Source organism: Amycolatopsis decaplanina DSM 44594, assembly GCF_000342005.1.
Classification (GTDB): Bacteria; Actinomycetota; Actinomycetes; order Mycobacteriales; family Pseudonocardiaceae; genus Amycolatopsis; species Amycolatopsis decaplanina.
Genome location: NZ_AOHO01000026.1, coordinates 266139 through 287257, shown reverse-complemented (window position 1 = coordinate 287257; position 21119 = coordinate 266139). Strand labels below are relative to the sequence as shown.

The window sequence follows — 21119 nt, the reverse complement described above, 5'->3', positions numbered from 1 at the left end:
TTCATGACGGACGATCAGCCGTGGTCCTCCAGCATCTCGGTGACGAGCGCCGCGATCGGCGAACGCTCGGACCGGGTCAGCGTGACATGCGCGAACAGCGGGTGACCCTTGAGTTTCTCGATCACCGCCGAAACGCCGTCGTGCCGCCCGACCCGCAGGTTGTCGCGCTGCGCGACGTCATGCGTGAGCACGACCCGCGAAGCGGTGCCGAGTCGCGAAAGCACGGTCAGGAGCACGTTGCGCTCCAAGGACTGCGCCTCGTCGACGATGACGAACGTGTCGTGCAGCGACCGGCCGCGGATGTGGGTCAGCGGGAGCACTTCGAGCATGCCGCGGTCGAAGACCTCGTCGAGGACGTCCTGGCCGACCAGCCCGCCGAGGGTGTCGAACACCGCCTGCGCCCACGGCTGCATCTTCTCGCTCTCGGAACCGGGCAGGTAGCCCAGTTCCTGGCCGCCGACCGCGTACACCGGCCGGAACACGACCACCTTGCGGTGCTGGCGGCGTTCCATCACCGATTCCAGGCCCGCGCACAGCGCGAGCGCCGACTTACCCGTACCGGCGCGTCCGCCCAGCGAGACGATGCCGACGTCGGAGTCCAGCAGGAGATCCAGCGCCACCCGCTGCTCGGCCGACCGCCCGTGCAGGCCGAACGCCTCCTTGTCACCCCGCACGAGCCGGATCCGCTTGTCCGCGGTGACCCGGCCCAGCGCGCTCGAACTGCCCGCGAGCAGCCTCAACCCGGTGTGACAGGGCAGTTCCCCGACCTCGGGCATCCCGAACTCCGCCGGATCCACGGAAGACCCGCCGAACAGCGCGTCGACCAGGGTCTGCGGGACGTCCACGTCCGCCATGCCCGTCCAGCCCGAGGGCGTCACCTCCTGCGCGCGGTACTCGTCGGCTTCGAGTCCGACGGCGCCCGCTTTGACGCGCAGGGGGATGTCCTTGGTCACCAGCGTGACCGACGCGCGTTCCGCCGCCAGATTGAGCGCGCAGGCGAGGATGCGGTGGTCGTTGGAGTCGGTGCGGAAGCCGACCGGGAGCACCGCGGGATCAGTGTGGTTCAACTCCACCTGCAGGGTGCCGCCGTGCTCACCGATCGGGATCGGCGCGTCGAGCCTGCCGTGCTGACGACGCAGGTCGTCGAGCATGCGAAGCGCTTCGCGCGCGAACCACCCCAGTTCGGGATGGTGACGTTTCGCCTCCAGTTCACTGATGACGACCAGCGGAAGCACGACCGCGTGTTCGGCGAAACGAGTCACCGACCAGGGATCAGAGAGCAGGACCGACGTGTCGAGCACGTAAGTGGACCGCTGGAATTCGGGCGAGATCGAGGCTTTCTCCGGGCCAGGGGCACCGGTCGAAGAATGGCCAGAGGCCTTGCGGGGTGAACGCTGCGCAGTCACGACGGCATCTCCCTCGTGGGCGTGGCACCACGCCCGCACTCGCTGGGCCGGGCACCTCCCTGGCTAACCGCTCCTTCTGACGCTCACCGCGTCAGTCGGCACGGCCACGAGGGCCGGGTGCCGGCCCCCTCGTGCATCCACTGGGCGGCTGTGCCGCCCTGTCGACAACCGCCACGACCAGGGCCTCCCGCGAGAGTCCGCATGGGACGCGAACCCTCACTTCCGGAAGGTACCTGCGTCCGGCCGATCGCGCAGGCAGCCACCACGGTGATTCGCCAAACCGTCATCTCACTGTCGGTCGCGTGACATCAACACCTGGTCACCATCACGGTGCGTAGTGATGATCTCCATTCAGGGACGCTCGTCGACGTGACCCGGATGGATCAACGCGACGGAGAGCGTTCACCTGATGGGATCGAGGGTTCTATCACGCTTCGTGGCGGACCGCATTTTGTGCCCAAGACAGAGAACCGGACCGGGTGAAACGCGCCTTTTTCGCCTCACACAATGGGCTTACGAACCGGTCACAAAGCCTGAATAGCGAGTAATTTTCTCAATGCGGGACACCCCCACCGGATTCGGTGCCCCCGATCCCTGAATATCTCTACCAAGGAGTGCGAAGTGCTGAAGAAGGCTGGTTTCGTTTCCGCCGTCGCCGCGGGCATCATGATGGTCGGCGGGACCGCGTTCGCCGCCACCGGTGACACCACGGGCACCCCGGACCCCACGTTCGGCGACGCCTACAACACGTTCATCGAGGGCGGCGGGGCGCTGGGCTACGGTGCCGCTTCGCTGGTCGCCGGCGCCTACACGGGCCTCGCCACCACCCCGGCGCTGATCCTTCACTCGCTGGAGCACCACCACCACTGATCTTCAGTGTCGACGTCGAAGGCCCCGGAGTGCACGCCGGGGCCTTCGTCATGCCACCGGTCAGGAACCGAAGCGACGGTGCCGCCACGCGTAATCACGCAGGGCGCGAAGAAAATCGACCCGGCGGAATGCGGGCCAATACGCTTCGGTGAACCAGAATTCCGAATGGGCTGATTGCCAGAGCAGAAATCCGGAAAGCCGCTGCTCACCGGAGGTGCGGATAATCAGATCCGGATCCGGCTGGCCCGAGGTGTACATGTGTTCGGAAATATGGTCGACGTCCAGGATCTTCGCGAGTTCGCGGATCGAGGTGCCTTCGTCGGCGTGCTGGAGCAGGAGTTTGCGGACCGCGTCGGCGATCTCCTGACGCCCCCCGTAACCGACCGCGACGTTGACCTCCATCCCGGAGCGCCCCTCAGTGCGCTCCGCGGCCGCGCTGAGGGCCTTCGCGACCTCCGGGGGCAGCAGGTCGAGGGCTCCCACGATGCGGAGCCGCCAGGGCGTGTGCGGCGCGGCGAGTTCGTCGGTGACGTCGGTGATGATCTTCAACAACGGGCTCAGTTCCTCGGCGGCGCGGCCGAGGTTGTCCGTCGAAAGCAGCCACATGGTGACGACCTCGACGTCGGCCTCGTTGCACCAGCTCAGGAAGTCGGCGATCTTCTTGGCGCCGGCCCGGTGGCCGTCTGCGACGTCGGCGAAGCCCGCTTCGCGCGCCCAGCGGCGGTTGCCGTCCAGCATGATGGCGATGTGGCGTGGGTGGCGCCCCTTTGCCTGCTGGATCAGGCGCCTGCCGTAGGCGCTGTACACGACGTCTGACAAGAAGGACCGAAGACTCACGCCAGTGGAGAGTAGTCACCCCGCGAGCCTCAGTGGGACGCGCCACGGACACTGGCGAAAAACCTACGGTGCCGTAACCTGGCAGAGTGAGCGTAGCGACCGAGCCCCAGCCGTCCGGCCCCACGCCCGTGGTGGACACGCGTCCTCGTTTGCGTGGCCACATCCACTTCTGGTCCTTCTTCGGCGCCGTCGCCGGAGCCGCGGCCTTGATCAGCCTCGCGGCGTCCACTGTGTCCGGTATGGCCGCCTTGTCCACTTCGGTCTACGGCCTGACCGTGCTCGGCGTCTTCGGCGTCAGCGCCCTCTACCACCGTCGCTTGTGGAGCCCACGAGCATACGAATGGATGAAGCGCGCCGACCATTCGATGATCTTCCTGTTCATCGCCGGCACCTACACGCCGTTCACCCTTCTGGCGATGTCCCAGCCGACCGGGTACATCGTGCTGGCGATCGTGTGGGGCGGCGCGATCGGCGGCGTCACCCTGAAGATGCTGTGGCCGAACGCGCCACGCTGGCTGGGTGTGCCGATCTACATCGCGCTGGGCTGGGTCGCCGTCTTCGTCCTGCCCGAACTGGCCGCGCACGCCGGCGTCGCGGCGCTCGTCCTGCTCTGCGTGGGCGGCCTGTTCTACACGCTGGGCGCGGTGTTCTACGCGGTGAAGTGGCCGAACCACTTCCCGGACACCTTCGGGTACCACGAGTACTTCCACGCGTGCACGGTGCTGGCCGCGGTGTCGCACTACATCGCGATCTGGCTGGCGATGTACGCCTAGCCACACCGGAAACGCCTGCCGAGACCGACGCGGGCCCGGCAGGCGGACGGTCACAACGCCTGGTTTTTGATCACCCGCCGGGTACCCGCGAAGAGCATCCCGATGTTCACCGACTTCGGGCAGACCACGACGGCCACGACGTCGGCGTTGTGGTTGTTCCTGATGAACAGGTGCGTCAGGTTGGCGCTGTTGACGAGGATCTCCTGGAAGTAGTGCTCGGAGCTGCTGACGCCTCGTCGCTCCTTGAAGATGTTCTCGATCATCACGACCGTACGGCCTTGGAACAGGTCCAAGGTCGCGCCGGCGAGCAGGTCGAGGACCTCCGACGGATGACTGTCGGTGGTTTCGACGGCCAACAACATGCCGGTCGCCAGATCCACCACACCGGAGGCGAGGCAGTCGGGCACCTCCTGGCGCAGCTGCTTGACCATCAGGGTCATCTGGTCCGACATATTCTGGCCACTACCCAGCATGTCCGTTCTCCTTTTTCGGTGTTCTTCCGTGACTTCGGGTGGAGGAGGCTCAGCAGGCGTTCGCGATGACGGCTGCGAGGATCGAGCGGACGCGCTCGATCGTGAGCAGGGCAGCCCGGTGCAACCGGGTGACGTCGAGGCCCTCGTCGCCGAGGACGACCAGCAACGCCGTGCTGTCGACGGAGTAGACGGCCAGGTAACCGCCGCTGCCGCGGACCACCGCGTGCCGGAACGCGCCTTGGTCGACCGCGGAGGTGATGGTCAGCGAGAGGCCCAGCTGAGCGGCGCCGAGTGCGGACACCGCGCCGGGATCGATCCGGTCCTCGGCGTCGGCCGCGATGAGCAGGCCGTCGACACCGGCGATCAGGGCTCCGGTCACCCCGCTCACTTGCTTCCTCAAGTCGTTCAGCTCGTCGGCCAGCGTTTCACGATCCACCTGATATTCCCTTCTGCTGCGAGATCTCGTCCGAGTTCGTGCGGTTCGCGGCAGGTCCGGCCCGGACGCGGTTGAGCAGCCTGGGAAGTACCTGCCAGCCGGCCGCCCGTGACGGCTTGAGCAGTTCCGACACACCGCTCGCCCCCGGGCTGCGCAGGGGAAGGCCATTCGTGTCACCGTCGGGAACCGGCTGGGCTCCGGCGGCGGGCATCCGGGGACGCAGCGGCTTCAGCGAGACCCCACCGGGATCCTCGGGAGCCTCGACGGCGATCTCGACCAGACCGTCGCCGATCATCCGGGAGATCTCGATCGTCACAGGAAAGACATTGCGCCCCAACACGAACGCGATGTCGCGAGCGGAGCGGCGGCCGTTGGTGCCCGCGAGGATGTCGCGCCGGGCCGCGGTCGACGCGACCGTCGGCGAGGCCGTCCCGGCCACTGGCGCGATCCGGTCGCGATGCGGCGAGACCGCCACCGGCAGTGACGCGAGGGCGTCAAGACGACGCCTGGTCTCGTCGAGCAGCCAGTCGAGTTCGATCGCCGGAGTGACCGGCAACAGCACGTCGAACCGGTGGTAGGCGATGGCGTACTCCTCGATGTCACCTGCCACGATGACGAAAGCCCCGTCCTGCGCGGCCATGGTGGCGACCAGCTGCAGTTCCGTGTTCCCGATCCCGGCGCGAGCGAGAAGCTCGTCCCGCGGTGTCGGACCGCCGCGCCCCGCCCGCAACGCGGCGGACCAGTCCGCCTCGCTGATCCGCCCGGACCGCAGCAACAGGGCGTCCACCCCGGGCGCACCAGGGGTTTCGACGGCGATCACCGCGCCGTCGCGCAGGTGGATCACCCCGCCGGGCCTGCCGGACAGGTACAACGCGCCGGACACCCCGTCGTCGCAACATACGGTCAGCGCCCGCGCGAGCAGATCGAAGGAAGACCGGGGCATAGGCGCCACTCACTACTTTCTCTTCAGGCGTGCGGAATGGAAACGCGATACGACAGGTGATCGTCGCGCCCTCGCGGAAGTGGCCGACTCTATGACATCGGAACAAGGATTCCCAGGACGTTCCCCCATTTCTCGCAATGTTCGAAAATTCTCGACACCCCTTGGGGCACAATCGAAATCGGAGGGATTATCACAGACAACGGTGAGTTGCGGACAAAATCATCGGTATGCCGTTCACGCGCAGGTCGCGAAGGGTAAGGGCGATTGGAAATGTCCATACCACCGGGGCCTTTTATATCTTTCACGCGGCACGCGTATCCACTGTGGAATATCCATGGCGGATTCTGGCCAAATTCATTTCTCGCCAGATCACGCCCCGGCGCGGGCCGAGGGCCGATTCTCGGCCCACGTCGACACTCTGACCAGGTAGGACACACGCGTGTTCCCTCTGGCACAGGAAAGTGCCTTCTTCCGCTCCCTCGCCGTGCGAGCCATGATCACCACCATGGCCAAGAACGCACCGCCCCGCCCCCTCGACGACGCAGCCCTCAGCGACTTCCTCGCCGAGCACACCTTCGGCGCACTCGCGACCCTCAAGCGCGACGGCCGCCCGCATCTCTCCACCGTCGTCTACGCATGGGACCCCGAGACCCGCGAGATCCGGATCAGCACGACCGAAGACCGCCTCAAGGTCAAGCAGATCCGCGGCAACCCCACCGCGTCCCTCTACGTCTCCAGCGCCGACCACTGGAAATTCGCCGTCGCGGAAGGAAAAGCGGAACTCTCCGAAGTCACCCGGACACCCGGTGACACCGCGGGACTCGATTACCTCGCGGCGCAACGGCAAAAGCCCGACAACGAAGAGGAGTTCCTCGAGACCATCGCGGCCGAACGAAGGCTCTACATCACCCTCAAAACCGACAAACTCTATGGAACGGCCCTCGACATCGCTTAACGTACGCACCTGGGAAAGGCCAGGTGAGGAGACTTCCGATGTGGGAAAAGCGGATGGAGTGGCCGCTCAACGCCGCCGCCGTACTGTTCCTGGCCGCGTACGCCTGGCCGATCCTCCAGCCCTCGCTCGGGCACACCGGGCGGGTCTGGTGTGAGGTCGTCACCTGGCTGGCGTGGGCCGTCTTCGCGCTGGACTACGGCGTCCGCCTCAAGCACGCCGAGGACAAGCGGGACTTCCTGAAGAACAACCTGTTCGACCTGCTGATCATCGTGCTCCCGCTGATCCGGCAGCTACGGCTGCTCCGGCTGGTCACGGTGCTCAACGTCCTCAACCGCAACGCCGGCCTGTCGCTGCGCGGCCGCGTCGTGGTCTACACGGTGGGCGCGACGGTGCTCATCGTGTTCTGTTCGGCGCTGGCCGTGCTCGACGCCGAACGCGCCGCGCCGGACGCGCCGATCACCGACTTCCCGGACGCGGTGTGGTGGTCGATCACGACGATCACCACGGTGGGCTACGGCGACCGCTATCCGGTCAGCGGCACCGGCCGCGTCGTCGCGGTCGGGCTGATGGTGGCCGGGATCGCCCTGCTCGGTGTGGTCACCGCGACGCTCGCGTCGTGGCTGATCCGCCGGGTGACCGAGGCCGACGAGAACGCGCAGGCCGTGACCCGCGAGCATCTCGACGAGCTGACCCGCGAGGTCAAGGCGTTGCGGGCCGAGCTCGCCGAGCAGCGTGCCGGGGTCAGTCCCGCAGCATCGGAGCCGCTAGGTACTGCTCGGGGATAGCGAAGGCGTCCACGAGTGTCCGCGCGTGCGGGCGCAGATCGGCGCACAGCGCGTTCACCGCGGCGGTGACGGCCTTCGAACGCCCGGAAGTCAGGCGACCGTGTTCGAGGAACCAGCCCCGATCCGCCTCGATGTTCGCGAGCGCGTAGAGGTCGCAGACCCGCTCCAGCAGCTCACGGGCCTCCGCGTCGGCACAGCGCTCGATGGCGTCGACGAACGCTTCCAGCACCACCCGGTCGACGTGCGCGCGTCCGGCGCGCAGGACGTGGTCCTGCGCGTCGTTAAAGACACCGAAAGGATCCGACCCGGCTTTACGCAGGCGCTGCGCCACACCGCCGAGTACGTGCTCTTCGCGGTCTTCGAACAGCTTCAGGTGCCACTCGCGCGAGTACAGCACGTCGCTGTCGTCGGCTTCGGTCAGCCGCTCGACGACCTTGCGCGCGGACGTCCGTTCGATCACGGCCTCGACGAGCTGCTCCGCCACGAATCGCGCGGTCGCCAGCGGGCTGAGGTCCTCGAAATGGTCCTTGTAGCTGGTCAACAGGCCCTTCGCGACCAGCTGCAGCAGGACGGTGTTGTCACCCTCGAAGGTGGTGAAGACGTCGGTATCGGCTTTCAGCCCGGCGAGCAAGTTCTCCGAGAGATAGCCGGAGCCACCGCACGCCTCACGGGCGGCCTGGATGGTCGCCGTCGCGTGCCAGGTCGAGACGGCTTTGATCCCGGCGGCGCGTGATTCCAGCTCTCGCTGCTCTTCCTCCGGCGCGTCCTCGGCGATGTCGTTCAGCTGCGAGACGAGTGCTTCCTGCGCGAAGTGCAGGGCGTACGACGTCGCCAGCGCGGGCAGCAGTTTCCGCTGGTGGGCGCGGTAGTCGAGGATGACGACCTCCTCGCCGTCGGGCCGCGCGAACTGCCGCCGCTGCTCGCCGTAGCGGACGGCCAGTGCCAGCGCGCGCTTCGTCGCGCTGCCGGCGCTGCCCGCGACGCTGACCCGGCCGCGGATGAGGGTGCCGAGCATCGTGAAGAACCGGCGGCCGTCGCTTTCGATCGGGCTCGTGTACGTCCCGTCCTCGGCGACGTCACCGAACCGGTTGAGCAGCGCCTCGCGCGGAATCCGCACCTGGGTGAAAGTGAGCCGCCCGTTGTCGACGCCGTTGAGCCCGGCCTTGCGCCCGCAGTCCTCGATCTCGACACCGCTCACGTTCTCGCCGCGGATCGGTACCACGAACGCGTGCACGCCGCGCGACTCGCCACCGGTGATCAGCTGCGCGAACACCACCGCGAGTTCGCCATCACGGGCGGCGTTGCCGATGTATTCCTTCATCGCGCCGCGGTCCGGAGTGTGCACGACGAATTCGCGCGTGGCCGGGTCGTAGGTCGCGGTGGTGCGCAGGTGCTGGACGTCCGAGCCATGGCCGTGCTCGGTCATCGCGAAGCAGCCCAGGAGCTCCAGGTCCTTGATCTTGCGCAGATAGCGTTCGTGGTGGCGTTCGGTGCCGAGCAGTTGCACGGCGCCGCCGAACAGGCCCCATTGGACACCGGCCTTGACCATCAGCGACAGGTCGCCGAATCCCAGCATCTCGAACGACATCACCGAGCCGCCGACGTCGCCGCCACCGCCGTACGCCGGGTCGAAGCCGAGCCCCGGCCGGTCGGTGCGGGCGAGCAGGCGCAGCCATTCGAGGACTTGGGCGCGGTGCGCTTCGACGTCGAGGTCGACGGGGTCCTTGAAGTCCTCGGCCGCCATCTGCGCGCGCACCGCGCGGCGGAGCCCGGCCCACCGTCCATCGAGGACGGTGGTCAGCGCGTCCGGGTCGATCTTCGCGGGAAGTCCTGGTGTGTCCACGATTCCTCCGATGCGGTGCGGTCTGCGTTCAGCCTGCCGCACCGCATCGAGGGCCGCAGCACGAATCAGACCGGTTTCCCGTTGATCGTCGTGTTCTCGAACCGCAGGTCATCGATGTGTTTCAGGGTGTTCTCCGTGCTCGCGACGCCGTCGAAGCGGCAATCGCGCACCCGCAGCCCCCGAACGTGTGAGTTGGGCAACCCCCGGACGTCGAACGCCGCTTGCCCGCACCTCGTGCCGGTGGAATTGCCGAGGGTGAACGGCCCGAACCGGGGGACGTACTCGCCGGTTTGGCCGTTGTAGTCCGGCAGGACGTACACGACCGAGCGGCCGAACGTGCCGGAGACGCTGTCGAGGTTGACGTTCTCGGTGAACCCGCCGCGCAAGGTGTTCGACTTGACGTACAGCCCGTACTTCGTCTCGCCGGTGACGGTGAGCTTGTACGCGTAGACGTCACGGATGCCGCCGGTCTGCTCGCTGCCGCAGGTGATCGCTCCCCAGTTGCCGTCCATCACGCAGTTCGCGACGACGATGTTCCGGCACGGCACGCCGACCCTGCGCCCGTCGGCGTCCCGGCCCGATTTGAGCGCGATGTTGTCGTCGTGCGCGCCGAGATGGGAGTTCACGATCACGACGTGGTCGCAGGACTCGGGATCGCAGGCGTCGGTGTTGGAGTGCGCGGTGCTCGCGTCCGTGCGGACGCCGTCGATCGTGACGTTCCGGCACAGCGTGGGATGCAGCTGCCAGAACATCGGGTTCTTCAGCGTGATCCCCTGGATGAGCACGGTGTCGCACGAGTACGGCTCGACGAACGTGGACCGCATGGTGTGCCCGGAGCCGGGAACGATCCGCCGCTCCGGCGGGATTCCCTTGGCCACCAGCGATTCCAGGTATTCGCGGTCCTTGCCCTTGTTCCAGGACGCGGTGCCCGCCGCGTCGAGCGTGCCCTGGCCGGTCACCGCGATATTGGATTCCTTGTACGCGTAGATCATCGGCGACCGGTTGACACACTCGATGCCCTCGTAGCGCGTGAGCACGTTCGGGAACTTCGAGGCGTCGGAATCGAAAGCGAGGACGGCGCCCGCCGCGAGATGCAGGTCCACGTCGCTCTTGAGGTACACCGCACCGGTGACGAAGGTGCCTCTCGGCACGACGACGTGTCCGCCGCCGCGCGCGTTGGCCGTCTCGATCGCCTTCCTGATCGCGGCGGTGTTGTCGGTCTTCCCGTCGCCCCTCGCGCCGAAGTCGAGGATCGAGAACGTCCGGTCCGGGAAGACCGGGAGTTTCGTCCGCGCGACGATGTCGTTGGCCGCGGGCCAGGGAAGAACGGGGACCGGGGCCGCCGAGGCGGTGGGCGCGAGGAGGGGACTCGCGGCCACCACGAGACCGCCCTTGATCAGCCAACGCCGGGAGAATCTGCCGTCCATGACGCCTTCTTTCGCAAGAGGACTTCGGTGAAGACGGCGGAATCCCGACTCTAAGGGCGGACCCCGGCCTCAGGAAAGGTCCGGTCCCTGTGAGCGGAGATCGTCGACCTTGGTCATCGCCTCCCGGAGTTCGGCGAGCCAGGCGTCCGCGTGCTCCCCGACCAGCCGGACCGCCCAGGCCAGTGCCTCCGACCGCGACCGCGCGACGCCGGCGTCGACGAGGGTGTCGAGGACCAGGCGTTCCGGTTGCCGCAGCCTGGTCATGACCGGCGCCGAATGCGTGGTGAACAGGTGCCTCGTACCGCCGAGGCTCGCGCCCCAGGCGACCTTGCGCTGATACCGGTGCTCGGCCTGGCGCGCGATCTCGATCCGCTCGTCGCGGGTCTCCTCGCGGAACCGGCTGATCCGGCCGTCCTCGGCCGCCGCGCGTGCTGCGTCGTCGGCGTATTCACCGGTGAGCGGCTGGAGTTCGCCGACGATGACGATCTCTTCGCGATCCACCGTGACCTCGGGGTCTCCGGCGAACCAGCCCTCGGGGAGCCGCCCGCCGAACCACGCGGCCGCGTCGTCCGCCGACGGGATGTCCGCCTGCTGCCAGCCGCCCCTGCCCTTCCAGCCACCGCGTCCCATGTGCCTCGCCGTCCTGAAGTAGGTTTGCATGCTCGCCTCCGCGATTACATGATTACAACGCTACCTACGCTACGCGCGCAACGGCCGACATTCACGCGTGTTCTCCCCCGGCGAAACCTGAGGCAACGCCATGACCTGCGTGGACGCGTTTTCAGCCGAGCTGAGAGCGCAGTTCCTCCGCGGTGGCGACAGGCCGCTCGCACACGTACCCGCGGCACACGTACGCGGCGGCGGCACCTTCGACCAGCGGGCGATCGGCGAGCAGCGGCACGCCGTCGGCGTCGGGAGTCCCGCTCACGACGACGGCGCCGTCCGGCGACGACGCGACGGCCGCGGCCAGGAGATCCGCGCGCGAAGCGGCATCCGGTCCCACGACGGCCACCTGCACCGGACCGGCAGCGGCGGCTTCGGCGACCGTGAGCCAGTGCCCGGCGAACCGGGGCGCGTGGGCGGCGAGCCGTCCCGCGCGCGCCAGCGCCTGCTCGGCCGCCTCGCGGTAGCGGCCCACCTGGTCGTGCCCGGCCAGCACGGACGCGGTCAGCAACGCGTTCGCCAGTGCCGATGCCCCGGACGGACTCGCGTTGTCGGTCGGGTCGGAAGGCCGCTGCACCAGGACTTCCGCGTCGTCGGCCGTGTCGTAGTAGGCGCCCGGCGAGTCCGGGACGCCGAAATGGGCCAAGGCGAGATCCAGCAAGGTGATCGCGTCGGCGAGCCACCGCGGCTCCCCGGTCGACTGATGGAGTTCGAGCAGCCCCTCGGCGAGGCACGCGTAGTCCTCCAGCACCCCGGCCGTCGTACCGACGACGCCGTCGCGTGAAGTCCGGCGCAACCGTCCGTCCACGAAATGTTTGTCCATCAGGAAAGCCGCGGCACGCGTCGCCGCGTCGATCCACTGTGGACGACCCAGGCGCGAGCCTGCGTTGGCGAACGCGCCGATCGCGAGCCCGTTCCACGCCGCGATCACCTTGTCGTCGCGGGCGGGCTGGGGACGTTGGCCGCGCGCGGCCAGCAGCGCGCGACGGACCCGCTCGTAGCGCTCCGCGTCCTCGGGGTGCGGCTCGCGCAGCCGCAGGGTCGACGCGCCGTGCTCGAAGTTCCCCGGTTCGGCCACCTGGAACAGCTCGGCCGCCCAGGCGCCGTCCTCCTCGCCGAGGACTTCGGCGAGTTGCGCGGGAGTCCAGACGTAGGTGAGCCCTTCGACGCCATCGGTGTCCGCGTCGAGCGACGCGGCGAAACCGCCTTCGGCCGTTCCGAGGTCGCGCAGCAGGAACTCAGCGGTCTCCTCGACCGTTCGCCGCGCGTACTCGTATCCGGTCACACCGTGGAACCGCGCATAGAAGCGCAGGAGCAAACCGTTGTCGTACAACATCTTCTCGAAGTGCGGTACTTCCCAGCGCGCGTCGACCGAGTAGCGCGCGAAACCACCGGCGAGCTGGTCGTTCAGCCCGCCCAGTGCCATGGCCTCGGCCGTGTGCTCGACCATGGAGAGGCCGGAGCCGGTGCGCTCGTGGTGACGGAGCAGGAAGTTCAACGCCATCGTCGGCGGGAACTTCGGCGCTCCCCCGAAGCCACCGTTCTCGGCGTCGTACTCCTTGCGCAGCGAAGCGACCGCGGATTCCAGCACCGCACCGTCCACAACGGACTCCGGCAGCGGTCCGCTCTTCTCGGTGAGGTGGGCGATGATCTGCCGGGCACCGGAACGCAATTCGCCGGGACGCTCGTCCCAGGCCTCGGCGACCGCGACGAGCAGCTGCGAGAACGACGGCATACCCGGCCGCGGCGACGGCGGATAGTAAGTGCCGCAATGGAACGGCTCGCCCTCCGGGGTCAGGAAACACGTCATCGGCCAGCCGCCCTGACCGGTCATCGCCTGCGTGGCCGCCATGTACACCGAGTCGATGTCCGGGCGCTCCTCGCGGTCCACCTTGATGTTGACGAAGTTCGCGTTCATCAGCGTCGCGGTGGCTTCGTCCTCGAAGGACTCGTGCGCCATGACATGGCACCAGTGACAAGCCGCGTAGCCGACCGAAAGCAGGATCGGCACGTTCCGCCGTTTCGCCTCGGCCAGCGCTTCTTCACCCCAAGGCCACCAGTCCACCGGGTTCCCGGCGTGCTGCAGCAGGTACGGACTGGTCGCGGCCTTCAGGCGGTTCGACATGCCACCAGGGTCGCATGCGGAAAAGCGGGCGCGCGGAACGGCCTTCTGCGCGACACTCATCCGGTGCTCCTGACCATGACGACCACCCGCGAACCCGCCACCGACCTGGGCTTTCTCCTGCACAAGCATCCGGAGAAGGCGCAGTCGTTCACGCTCTCTGCCGGGACCGCGCACGTCTTCTACCCCGAGGCGGCCGAAGAACGCTGCACTGTCGCGCTTCTGGTCGAGATCGACCCGGTCGACCTCGTGCGCGGCGGCGGCACGTCGCTCACCCAGTACGTCAACGACCGGCCGTACGCCGGTGGCTCGTATCTGGCGGTGGCGCTGCGGGCGGTCTTCACCACGGCGCTGGCGGGCCGGTGCGCGAACCGGCCGGAGCTGGTCGACGAGCCCTTCCCGCTGGAGATCCACGTCCCGTCGCTGACCGCGCGTGGCGGCGCCGAGGTCGTCCACAAGCTGTTCGAGCCCCTGGGCTGGCAGGTCGAAGCGAAGACGATCCCGCTGGATCCGGAATTTCCGCAATGGGGCGATTCCCGCTACGTCGATCTCCGGCTGAGCGGGACCCAGCGCGTCGTCGACGCGTTGCGGCACCTGTACGTCCTGTTGCCCGCTCTCGACGGCGACAAGCACTACTGGATCGGCCAGGACGAGGCCGACAAGCTTCTACGCGTCGGCGAAGGCTGGCTCGCCGGCCATCCGGAACGGGACCTGATCACCGATCGCTACCTCGAACGACGCCGCCCGATCGTCTCGTACGCGCTCGCGCGCCTGGCGGAAGCGGACGACGTGCCGGCCGAGGCCGAAGCGCGCGTCACCGAACTGCCGGACCGGCCCGAGCCGTTGGCGCTCCAGCGGCACGGGAGCGTGCTCGCGGCGCTCCGGGCGGCAGGCGCGCGACGCGTGCTGGACCTCGGCTGCGGTGGTGGCGCGCTGCTGCGAGTGCTCCAGAAGGAGCCGTCGTTCACCGAGATCGTCGGCGTCGACGTGTCCACGAGCGCGCTGGACATCGCCGACAAGCGACTCAAGGACAAATCGCGCGTCACGCTGCGACAGTCCGCGCTGACCTACGCGGACCCGTCGCTGGCCGGGTACGACGCGGCCGTGCTGATGGAGGTGATCGAGCACGTCGACGAGGAGCGCCTGCCCGCACTGGAGCACGCCGTGTTCGGCGTCGCCGCGCCGCGGACCGTGCTCGTCACGACGCCGAACGCCGAGTACAACCGGCACTTCGCATTCCTCGAAGAAGGCCGGTTCCGGCATGCCGACCACCGTTTCGAATGGACACGCGAGCAGTTCCGCTCCTGGGCCGAGGGGGTCGCGGCACGGCGTGGCTACGACGTCCGCCACCTGCCGGTGGGACAGGAGTCCCAGGAATCAGGACCGCCGACCCAAATGGCGGTCTTCACGTCTCGAAAGGAGGCCGTGGCATGAAACTGACCATTCCCGACATGTCCCTCGTCGTGCTCGTCGGGGCCTCCGGCTCCGGCAAGTCGACCTTCGCGCGGACGCATTTCGCGCCGACGCAGGTGCTGTCCAGCGACTACTTCCGCGGTCTGGTGGCCGACGACGAGAACGACCAGAGCGCCTCGGCTGCCGCTTTCGACGTGCTCCACTACGTCGCGGCGAAGCGGCTCGAAGCGGGCCGGATCACGGTGATCGACGCGACGAACGTCCAACGCGCCTCCCGGGCGAGCCTGCTGAAACTGGCGAAGGAGTACGACGTCCTGCCGACCGCGATCGTGCTGGACCTGCCGGTGAAGGTCTGCCACGAGCGCAACGAGTCCCGGCCGGATCGCGACTTCGGCGAGCACGTCGTCCGCCGTCAGCGGGGGGAACTGCACCGCTCGCTGAAGTCGCTTGAGCGCGAGGGTTTCCGTCGCGTGCACGTGTTGCGAAGCGAAGCCGAGGTCGCCGAAGCGGAGATCGTCGTCGAGCCGCTGCGCAACGACCGCCGGGAGCTGACCGGACCGTTCGACGTCATCGGCGACGTCCACGGCTGCCGCGAGGAACTGGACGAACTGCTCACCGAACTGGGTTACGTCGACGGCGTGCACCCGGAGGGACGGACCGCGGTGTTCGTCGGCGACCTCGTCGACCGAGGACCCGACACGCCTGGTGTGCTGCGCCGCGTGATGGCGATGGCCGAGGCGGGCAGCGCGCTGGTCGTCTGCGGGAACCACGAACAGAAACTGGTCCGCGCGCTGAACGGGCGCAAGGTCAGGACGACGCACGGCCTCACGGAGTCACTCGAACAGCTTTCCACGCAGGACGAGGACTTCCGCGCGAAAGCGCACGCCTTCTGCGAAGGACTCATAGCGCACTACGTCCTGGATGGCGGCAAGCTCGTCGTCGCGCACGCGGGCCTGCCCGAGAAGTTCCACGGGCGCGCGTCCGGCCGGGTGCGCAGCACCGCGCTCTACGGCGACACCACAGGAGAGACCGACGAGTACGGCCTGCCGGTGCGGCTGCCGTGGGCGCGCGACTACCGCGGCACCGCGATGGTCCTCTATGGACACACGCCGACGCTGGAGCCGGAATGGGTCAACGGGACCATGTGTCTCGACACGGGCTGTGTCTTCGGCGGCAGGCTGACCGCTTTGCGTTACCCGGAACGGGAAGTCGTCTCGGTGAAGGCGAAGAAGGTCTGGTACGAGCCCTCGCGCCCGCTCGAACCGGCGCGGCCGCTGGGCGGACGCGAACCCGCGGTGCTGGAACTGGGCGACGTCACCGGGAAGCGGATCGTCGAAACCCGGCATCACGGCCGGGTCGGGGTCTCCGCCGAGCAGTCGGCGGCGGCACTCGAGGTGATGAGCCGGTTCGCCGTCGACCCGCGCACGCTGCCGTACCTGCCCCCGACCATGGCGCCGTGTTCGACGTCCGCCACGGACGACTACCTCGAACGTCCCGAGGAGGCCTTCGCCGAGTTCCGCGCGGCGGGGGTCGATCACGTCGTCTGCGAAGAGAAGCACATGGGCTCGCGTGCCGTCGTGCTCGTATGCCGTGACGACGACGTGGCTCCCGCGCGGTTCGGGATCCACGGTCCCGGCGCGGTCTACACCCGCACCGGGCGGCCGTTCTTCACCCCGGAACAGAACGCGCGGCTGCTCGCCCGCGTGCGGGAAGCGGCGTCGGAGCTGTTCGAGGAACTGGACACCGGCTGGCTGCTGCTCGACACGGAACTGCTGCCGTGGAGCGCGAAAGCGGGGTCGCTGATCTCGGGCCAGTACGCGGCCGTGGGTGCGGCGGCCCAGTCCGTGCTGCCCGCCGCCGTCGCCTCTCTGGACGCGGCCGCCGCTCGCGGGGTGGACGTGTCGGAGCTGCTGGCACGGACACGGGTTCGCGAGTCCACTGTGGATGCTTATCGGCAGGCGTACCGGCGTTACTGCTGGCCGACCGACGGCCTCGACGGCGTCCGGCTGGCGCCGTTCCAGATCCTGGCTTCGGAGGGACACGCGTACCACGACCGGCCGCACGAGTGGCACTTGTCGTTGCTGGACCGGCTCGCCGGCGACCTGTTCACGCGCACGCGGACACTCGCCGTCGACACCACGGACCCGGCGTCGGTGGCGCGCGGCGTCGAATGGTGGCTGGACCTGACCGGCGAGGGCGGCGAGGGCATGGTCGTCAAACCGGCGGCCAACCTGACGCGGGGCGCGCGTGGGCTGGTGCAGCCGGGGGTGAAGGTGCGCGGGCGGGAGTACCTGCGGATCATCTACGGGCCGGACTACACACTGCCGGAGAACCTCGCGCGGCTCCGCAAACGCGGGCTGAACCGGAAACGGGCGCTGGCGCTGCGGGAGTACGCGCTGGGGTTGGAGGCGCTGGAGCGGCTGGCGCGCGGGGAACCGCTGTGGCGGGTGCACGAGTGCGTGTTCGCCGTCCTGGCGCTGGAGTCGGAACCGGTCGACCCGCGCCTCTGACCCGCTTCGCTCGTGAGTGGTAAGGACGGTTCTAACCGTCCTTACCACTCACGAGAGTCAGTCGGACTTGGCGGCCGGTTTCTCCGCCTTCGCGGCGGGCTCCTTGGCGACGGCCTTCTCGGAAGCCTCCGGAGCCTCCTCGGCAGGGGCCTCCGCAACAGGCTCGTCGAAGGTCTCCGGCAGCCGCTTCAGGTGCTTGGTCATCGACCGCACCAGCAGCGCGACGGCGATCAGGAACAGGATCAGGATCAGGAAACCCACCGGCGACGACTTGCCGAAGTCCTCACCCTGGCCGCCGTTGTCGCCGTTGCCAGGCTGCTGGGCCAGGAACTGCGACGACACCGTCACTGGAACAACGGCGAACGCCGGCACACCGAAACTCATTTAGCCCACCTTCTCCTTCAAGCCGGCGAACAGATCATCCTCCGGCAGGGTGCTGTCCACCAGTGAGCGGACCAGCTCGTACTCCTCGGTCGGCCAGACCTCGCGCTGCAGGTCGCGCGGGACGGCGAACCAGCGGCTGTTCGGGTCGATCTGGGTGGCGTGCGCCTTGAGGGCCTCGTCACGCTGTTCGAAGTACTCGCCGCATTCGACGCGGGTGGTCACCCGCTCCATGACGTCGGCCTTGTCCGGGTCCCACGACTTGAGCCATTCCTCGTACGGCGACTCCAGGCCGCGCGCGAGCAGGCCCTCGTGGAACACGGTCATCCTGGCGCGCGAGAACCCGTGCACGTAGTACAGCTTCATCGGCTGCCACGGCTCGCCCGCGTCCGGGTAGCGCTCCGCCTCGCCGGCGGCGTCGAAGGCCGCGACCGAGATCTCGTGCGTGCGGATGTGGTCGGGGTGCGGGTACCCGCCGTTCTCGTCGTAGGTGACGATCACGTGCGGGCGGAACTCGCGGATGACCTTCACCAGGGCACCGGTGGACTCTTCGAGCGGGATGACCGCGAACGAGCCCTCCGGGACCGGGGGCAGCGGGTCGCCCTCGGGCAGTCCCGAGTCGATGAACCCGAGCCACGTGTGGCTCACGCCGAGGATCTTGGCCGCGCGGGCCATCTCCTCCCGGCGGATCTCGGTCATGTTGGCCAGTACTTCGGGACGGTCCATGGCCGGGTTCAGCACACTGCCCGCTTCGCCACCGGTACAGGTCACGACCATGACCTCGTGCCCTTCGGCGGCGTACTTGGCCATGGTGGCGGCACCCTTGCTCGACTCGTCGTCGGGATGCGCGTGCACCGCCATCAGGCGGAGGCGTGACTTCGGCGGTTCATTGGCTGGCACCATGCTCCGAACGTCCCCTTCTCGTTCCCTATTCCCCTGCGACCCTGCCTGACGGCCCGCCCGGCCGGGCGGGGATACTCGAGGGGAACCACTCGCATACGACCCCATTGTCCCTGCGAGCACGACGACACCTACCGGGAGGCCCGGGTTGAGCACGGGACAGGACGCTCCCACCGCGGAAAGCGCCCGGACGGACGTGCCCGAGGGCCGGTACGGCAAGACCCGTGCCGCGAAGCCCGCCCGCTGGCGACGGCTGGTGTTCGGCGTGGTCGCGCTGCTGGTCAGCGGCGGTATCGCCTACGTCGCGTACACGAACTTCGGCAGCGCGCCCATCGAGGGCGAACGCGTCTCGTTCGACGAGAAGCCTGGCGACGCGATGGAGATCACCATCAACGTGACCAGGGACGACGTGAACCGTCCGGGTGTGTGCGTCGTCCGGGTCCGCGACAAGGCCGGGGCGGAGAGCGGACGCAAAGAGGTCCTGATTCAACCTGGTTCGAAGAACAGCAGGGTGACGACCACCATCAAGAGCATCGGAAAGCCGGTCACGGCTGATATCTTCGGATGCTCATACGACGTACCACGGTACCTGTCAAGGCCATAGCGGCCAACGGGGTGAAACAGGCGCCAAACGCCGAGGCGCGACCGAATTCCACCGGCGGCGATACCTCGCGCCGTGTTACTCTGATCTACCGGCACGGCCCAAGACGGGCCGTGTTTTTCCTTTATCTCAGCCAGACCGACGCGCCACGCCGGTTCTGGTGGCCGGCTTGTACATCCAAGCCTGGCAGGCCCTACTAGGAGATGGTGACCGTGAGCGACACAAAGGTGACCTGGCTGACCCAGGATGCCTACGACAGGCTCAAGCAGGAACTCGACCACTACATCGAGCTCCGCCCGGTCATCGCTGCGAAGATCAACGACAGCCGGGAAGAGGGCGACCTCAAGGAGAACGGCGGCTACCACGCCGCCCGCGAAGAGCAGGGCCAGCACGAGGCCCGCATCCGCCACCTCCAGGAGCTCCTCCGCTCGGCCAAGGTGGGCGAGCCGCCCGCCAACGACGGCAGCGCCGGACCGGGCAAGGTCCTCACCGTCCGTTACGACGGTGACGACGAAAACGAGAACTTCCTCTTGGCGACCCGTGAAGAGGGCACCGAGGGCGACCTGGACGTCTACTCGCCGGAGTCGCCGCTCGGCAAGGCGCTGCTCGGCGCCAAAGAGGGCGAGACCCGCGAGTACGAGCTGCCCAACGGCAGCATCCAGAAGGTGACGCTCGTCAAGGCCGTGCCGTACACCGGCAAGTGAGCGGCTGGTCTCCCCAAGGGCGCCCAGCGCCCGACGGAGACTTCACCAGGCGCGCGCCGCTTCGCGGCCGAAGGCCGCGGAAACTCGATGAAGAGGCGCCCTCCGCACGCAGCGCGAGTTGACTGCGAACCGGCGCCTCTTCGGCGAGTTTCCGTCAGCGCGCCACAATCGACACTGCGCGCCCGGCCCGACATGGCCGGGCGCGCATATGAGCCGTTAGCGTGACCTCCGGAGAATTCTGGAGGGAACTATGAGCGAGCTACCCATCTGCGTCGCCTGCGGCATGCAGTACGCGGAACCCCGGTCCGACTGCCCGATCTGCTTGGACGAACGTCAGTACGTCCCCCAGGCCGGACAGCGGTGGACCGATCTGAACACCGTCCGCGCGAGCGGGACGTACCAGGCTCGCGTCGAGGAGCAGGGGCCCGGCCTCATCGGGGTCGGCTCCACTCCCAACTTCGCCATCGGCGAGCGCGCACTGCTGGTCAAGGCCGAATCCGGCAACTTCCTGTGGGACTGCGCGGGCTTCATCGACGATGACCTCGTCGCCCAGGTCCGCGAACTCGGCGGGATCACCGGCATCGCGATCAGCCACCCGCACTACTACACCACCATGGTCGAATGGGCGCACGCCTTCGACGTACCCGTCTACCTGCACGAGGGCGACCGGCAGTGGATCGGCAGGCCGGATCCGGCGATCAAGCTGTGGAGCGGCGCGACCCTCGACGTCGCCCCCGACCTGCGGCTGATCAACCTCGGCGTGCATTTCGCCGGCGGGACCGTGCTGCACTGGCCGGGCGGGGAGAACGGCCGCGGGGCGGTGCTCTCGGGCGACATCCTGCAGGTCATCCCGGACCGTCGCTTCGTCGGCATGATGTACAGCTACCCGAACCTGATCCCGGAACGTCCGGAGGTCGTCCGCCGCGCCGCCGAGATGCTCGAACCGTACGAGTTCGAGGCGATCTACGGCGCCTGGTGGGACGCGATCATCCGCACCGACGGGCACGAGGCCGTCCAGCGGTCGGCGAAGCGCTACCTCGGCCAGGTGGGCTAGCCGCCTCGTGAGTGGTTAGGACG

Annotated in this window: 20 protein-coding genes; 9 read left to right on the top strand and 11 right to left on the bottom strand. The window is 68.2% G+C overall.

Going from position 1 to position 21119, the window contains the following annotated elements; genetic code table 11:
- Nucleotides 1–14: 14 nt before the first annotated feature.
- Nucleotides 15–1301, bottom strand: a complete 1287-nt coding sequence (locus H074_RS04810) for a PhoH family protein (RefSeq protein WP_007028893.1) — start codon at nt 1299–1301, stop codon at nt 15–17.
- Between the two features lie 726 nt (nt 1302–2027).
- Here H074_RS04810 and H074_RS04805 point away from each other — a divergent pair.
- Nucleotides 2028–2276, top strand: a complete 249-nt coding sequence (locus H074_RS04805; protein ID WP_007028892.1) for a hypothetical protein — start codon at nt 2028–2030, stop codon at nt 2274–2276.
- 60 nt (nt 2277–2336) lie between these two features.
- On the opposite strand, the gene H074_RS04800 is transcribed toward H074_RS04805, so the two are convergent.
- Complete coding sequence (locus H074_RS04800; RefSeq protein WP_039921470.1) at nt 2337–3113, bottom strand: isoprenyl transferase; 777 nt, start codon at nt 3111–3113, stop codon at nt 2337–2339.
- 131 nt (nt 3114–3244) lie between these two features.
- Here H074_RS04800 and trhA point away from each other — a divergent pair, with 131 nt between their 5' ends.
- Entirely contained in the window at nt 3245–3886 is a 642-nt protein-coding gene (trhA, locus tag H074_RS04795; RefSeq protein WP_039921562.1) for a PAQR family membrane homeostasis protein TrhA, read from the top strand.
- A 50-nt stretch (nt 3887–3936) separates the two neighbouring features.
- On the opposite strand, the gene H074_RS04790 is transcribed toward trhA, so the two are convergent.
- Genes H074_RS04790 through H074_RS04780 form a run of 3 tightly spaced genes read right to left on the bottom strand, consistent with a single transcriptional unit; the run spans nt 3937 to nt 5738 of the window.
- Complete coding sequence (locus H074_RS04790) at nt 3937–4359, bottom strand: hypothetical protein (RefSeq protein ID WP_007028889.1); 423 nt, start codon at nt 4357–4359, stop codon at nt 3937–3939.
- A gap of 49 nt (nt 4360–4408) precedes the next feature.
- Nucleotides 4409–4795 (bottom strand): roadblock/LC7 domain-containing protein, encoded by a 387-nt coding sequence (locus tag H074_RS04785; protein WP_007028888.1) that lies wholly within the window; start codon nt 4793–4795, stop codon nt 4409–4411.
- Nucleotides 4785–5738 (bottom strand): hypothetical protein, encoded by a 954-nt coding sequence (locus H074_RS04780; RefSeq protein ID WP_007028887.1) that lies wholly within the window; start codon nt 5736–5738, stop codon nt 4785–4787. Before H074_RS04780 ends, H074_RS04785 begins: the two co-directional genes overlap by 11 nt.
- Nucleotides 5739–6243: 505 nt before the next feature.
- On the opposite strand from H074_RS04780, the gene H074_RS04775 reads away from it, so the two are divergent.
- Nucleotides 6244–6693 (top strand): TIGR03618 family F420-dependent PPOX class oxidoreductase, encoded by a 450-nt coding sequence (locus tag H074_RS04775; RefSeq protein WP_039921559.1) that lies wholly within the window; start codon nt 6244–6246, stop codon nt 6691–6693.
- Between the two features lie 38 nt (nt 6694–6731).
- Complete coding sequence (locus tag H074_RS04770; protein WP_007028885.1) at nt 6732–7478, top strand: potassium channel family protein; 747 nt, start codon at nt 6732–6734, stop codon at nt 7476–7478.
- Here the strand turns inward: H074_RS04770 and H074_RS04765 are convergent.
- The 4 genes from H074_RS04765 to H074_RS04750 all read right to left on the bottom strand — a co-directional run bounded on the left by H074_RS04765 (nt 7435) and on the right by H074_RS04750 (nt 13536).
- On the bottom strand, nt 7435–9321 hold the full coding sequence (locus H074_RS04765) for an acyl-CoA dehydrogenase family protein (RefSeq protein ID WP_007028884.1): 1887 nt from the start codon (nt 9319–9321) through the stop codon (nt 7435–7437). The genes H074_RS04770 and H074_RS04765 overlap by 44 nt on opposite strands.
- 65 nt (nt 9322–9386) lie before the next feature.
- The gene (locus H074_RS04760) at nt 9387–10748 is read right to left on the bottom strand and encodes a glycoside hydrolase family 28 protein (RefSeq protein WP_007028883.1); all 1362 of its coding nucleotides are present in this window, start codon (nt 10746–10748) and stop codon (nt 9387–9389) included.
- Nucleotides 10749–10817: 69 nt separating this feature from the next.
- Nucleotides 10818–11378 (bottom strand): hypothetical protein, encoded by a 561-nt coding sequence (locus H074_RS04755; RefSeq protein WP_007028882.1) that lies wholly within the window; start codon nt 11376–11378, stop codon nt 10818–10820.
- Between the two features lie 151 nt (nt 11379–11529).
- Complete coding sequence (locus H074_RS04750; RefSeq protein ID WP_039921465.1) at nt 11530–13536, bottom strand: thioredoxin domain-containing protein; 2007 nt, start codon at nt 13534–13536, stop codon at nt 11530–11532.
- A 63-nt stretch (nt 13537–13599) separates the two neighbouring features.
- On the opposite strand from H074_RS04750, the gene H074_RS04745 reads away from it, so the two are divergent.
- Nucleotides 13600–14967 carry a 3' terminal RNA ribose 2'-O-methyltransferase Hen1 gene (locus tag H074_RS04745; RefSeq protein WP_007028880.1) on the top strand — a complete coding sequence of 456 codons (1368 nt, stop codon included), beginning with the start codon at nt 13600–13602 and terminating at the stop codon, nt 14965–14967.
- The gene (locus H074_RS04740; protein WP_007028879.1) at nt 14964–17456 is read left to right on the top strand and encodes a polynucleotide kinase-phosphatase; all 2493 of its coding nucleotides are present in this window, start codon (nt 14964–14966) and stop codon (nt 17454–17456) included. Before H074_RS04745 ends, H074_RS04740 begins: the two co-directional genes overlap by 4 nt.
- Nucleotides 17457–17513: 57 nt before the next feature.
- Here the strand turns inward: H074_RS04740 and H074_RS04735 are convergent, their stop codons facing one another.
- Both H074_RS04735 and mca read right to left on the bottom strand, forming a co-directional pair.
- Entirely contained in the window at nt 17514–17840 is a 327-nt protein-coding gene (locus tag H074_RS04735; RefSeq protein WP_007028878.1) for a hypothetical protein, read from the bottom strand.
- Complete coding sequence (mca, locus tag H074_RS04730) at nt 17841–18740, bottom strand: mycothiol conjugate amidase Mca (RefSeq protein ID WP_007028877.1); 900 nt, start codon at nt 18738–18740, stop codon at nt 17841–17843.
- Nucleotides 18741–18885: 145 nt separating this feature from the next.
- Between mca and H074_RS04725 the strand changes: the two genes are divergently transcribed.
- The 3 genes from H074_RS04725 (at nt 18886) to H074_RS04715 (ending at nt 21096) form a co-directional block, all read left to right on the top strand.
- Entirely contained in the window at nt 18886–19341 is a 456-nt protein-coding gene (locus H074_RS04725) for a DUF4307 domain-containing protein (protein WP_007028876.1), read from the top strand.
- A 200-nt stretch (nt 19342–19541) separates the two neighbouring features.
- Entirely contained in the window at nt 19542–20042 is a 501-nt protein-coding gene (greA, locus tag H074_RS04720) for a transcription elongation factor GreA (protein WP_039921462.1), read from the top strand.
- A gap of 250 nt (nt 20043–20292) precedes the next feature.
- Nucleotides 20293–21096 carry an MBL fold metallo-hydrolase gene (locus H074_RS04715; RefSeq protein WP_007028874.1) on the top strand — a complete coding sequence of 268 codons (804 nt, stop codon included), beginning with the start codon at nt 20293–20295 and terminating at the stop codon, nt 21094–21096.
- The last annotated feature ends 23 nt before the right edge of the window (nt 21097–21119 follow it).

Bases quoted from the DNA above. Each gene is read 5' to 3' on its own strand.
- H074_RS04790 (WP_007028889.1), bottom strand. From the start codon at position 4,359: ATGCTGGGTAGTGGCCAGAATATGTCGGACCAGATGACCCTGATGGTC.
- H074_RS04780 (WP_007028887.1), bottom strand. From the start codon at position 5,738: ATGCCCCGGTCTTCCTTCGATCTGCTCGCGCGGGCGCTGACCGTATGT.
- H074_RS04775 (WP_039921559.1), top strand. From the start codon at position 6,244: ATGGCCAAGAACGCACCGCCCCGCCCCCTCGACGACGCAGCCCTCAGC.
- H074_RS04770 (WP_007028885.1), top strand. From the start codon at position 6,732: ATGTGGGAAAAGCGGATGGAGTGGCCGCTCAACGCCGCCGCCGTACTG.
- H074_RS04760 (WP_007028883.1), bottom strand. From the start codon at position 10,748: ATGGACGGCAGATTCTCCCGGCGTTGGCTGATCAAGGGCGGTCTCGTG.
- H074_RS04755 (WP_007028882.1), bottom strand. From the start codon at position 11,378: ATGGGACGCGGTGGCTGGAAGGGCAGGGGCGGCTGGCAGCAGGCGGAC.
- H074_RS04750 (WP_039921465.1), bottom strand. From the start codon at position 13,536: ATGTCGAACCGCCTGAAGGCCGCGACCAGTCCGTACCTGCTGCAGCAC.
- H074_RS04740 (WP_007028879.1), top strand. From the start codon at position 14,964: ATGAAACTGACCATTCCCGACATGTCCCTCGTCGTGCTCGTCGGGGCC.
- H074_RS04735 (WP_007028878.1), bottom strand. From the start codon at position 17,840: ATGAGTTTCGGTGTGCCGGCGTTCGCCGTTGTTCCAGTGACGGTGTCG.
- mca (WP_007028877.1), bottom strand. From the start codon at position 18,740: ATGGTGCCAGCCAATGAACCGCCGAAGTCACGCCTCCGCCTGATGGCG.
- greA (WP_039921462.1), top strand. From the start codon at position 19,542: ATGGTGACCGTGAGCGACACAAAGGTGACCTGGCTGACCCAGGATGCC.
- H074_RS04715 (WP_007028874.1), top strand. From the start codon at position 20,293: ATGAGCGAGCTACCCATCTGCGTCGCCTGCGGCATGCAGTACGCGGAA.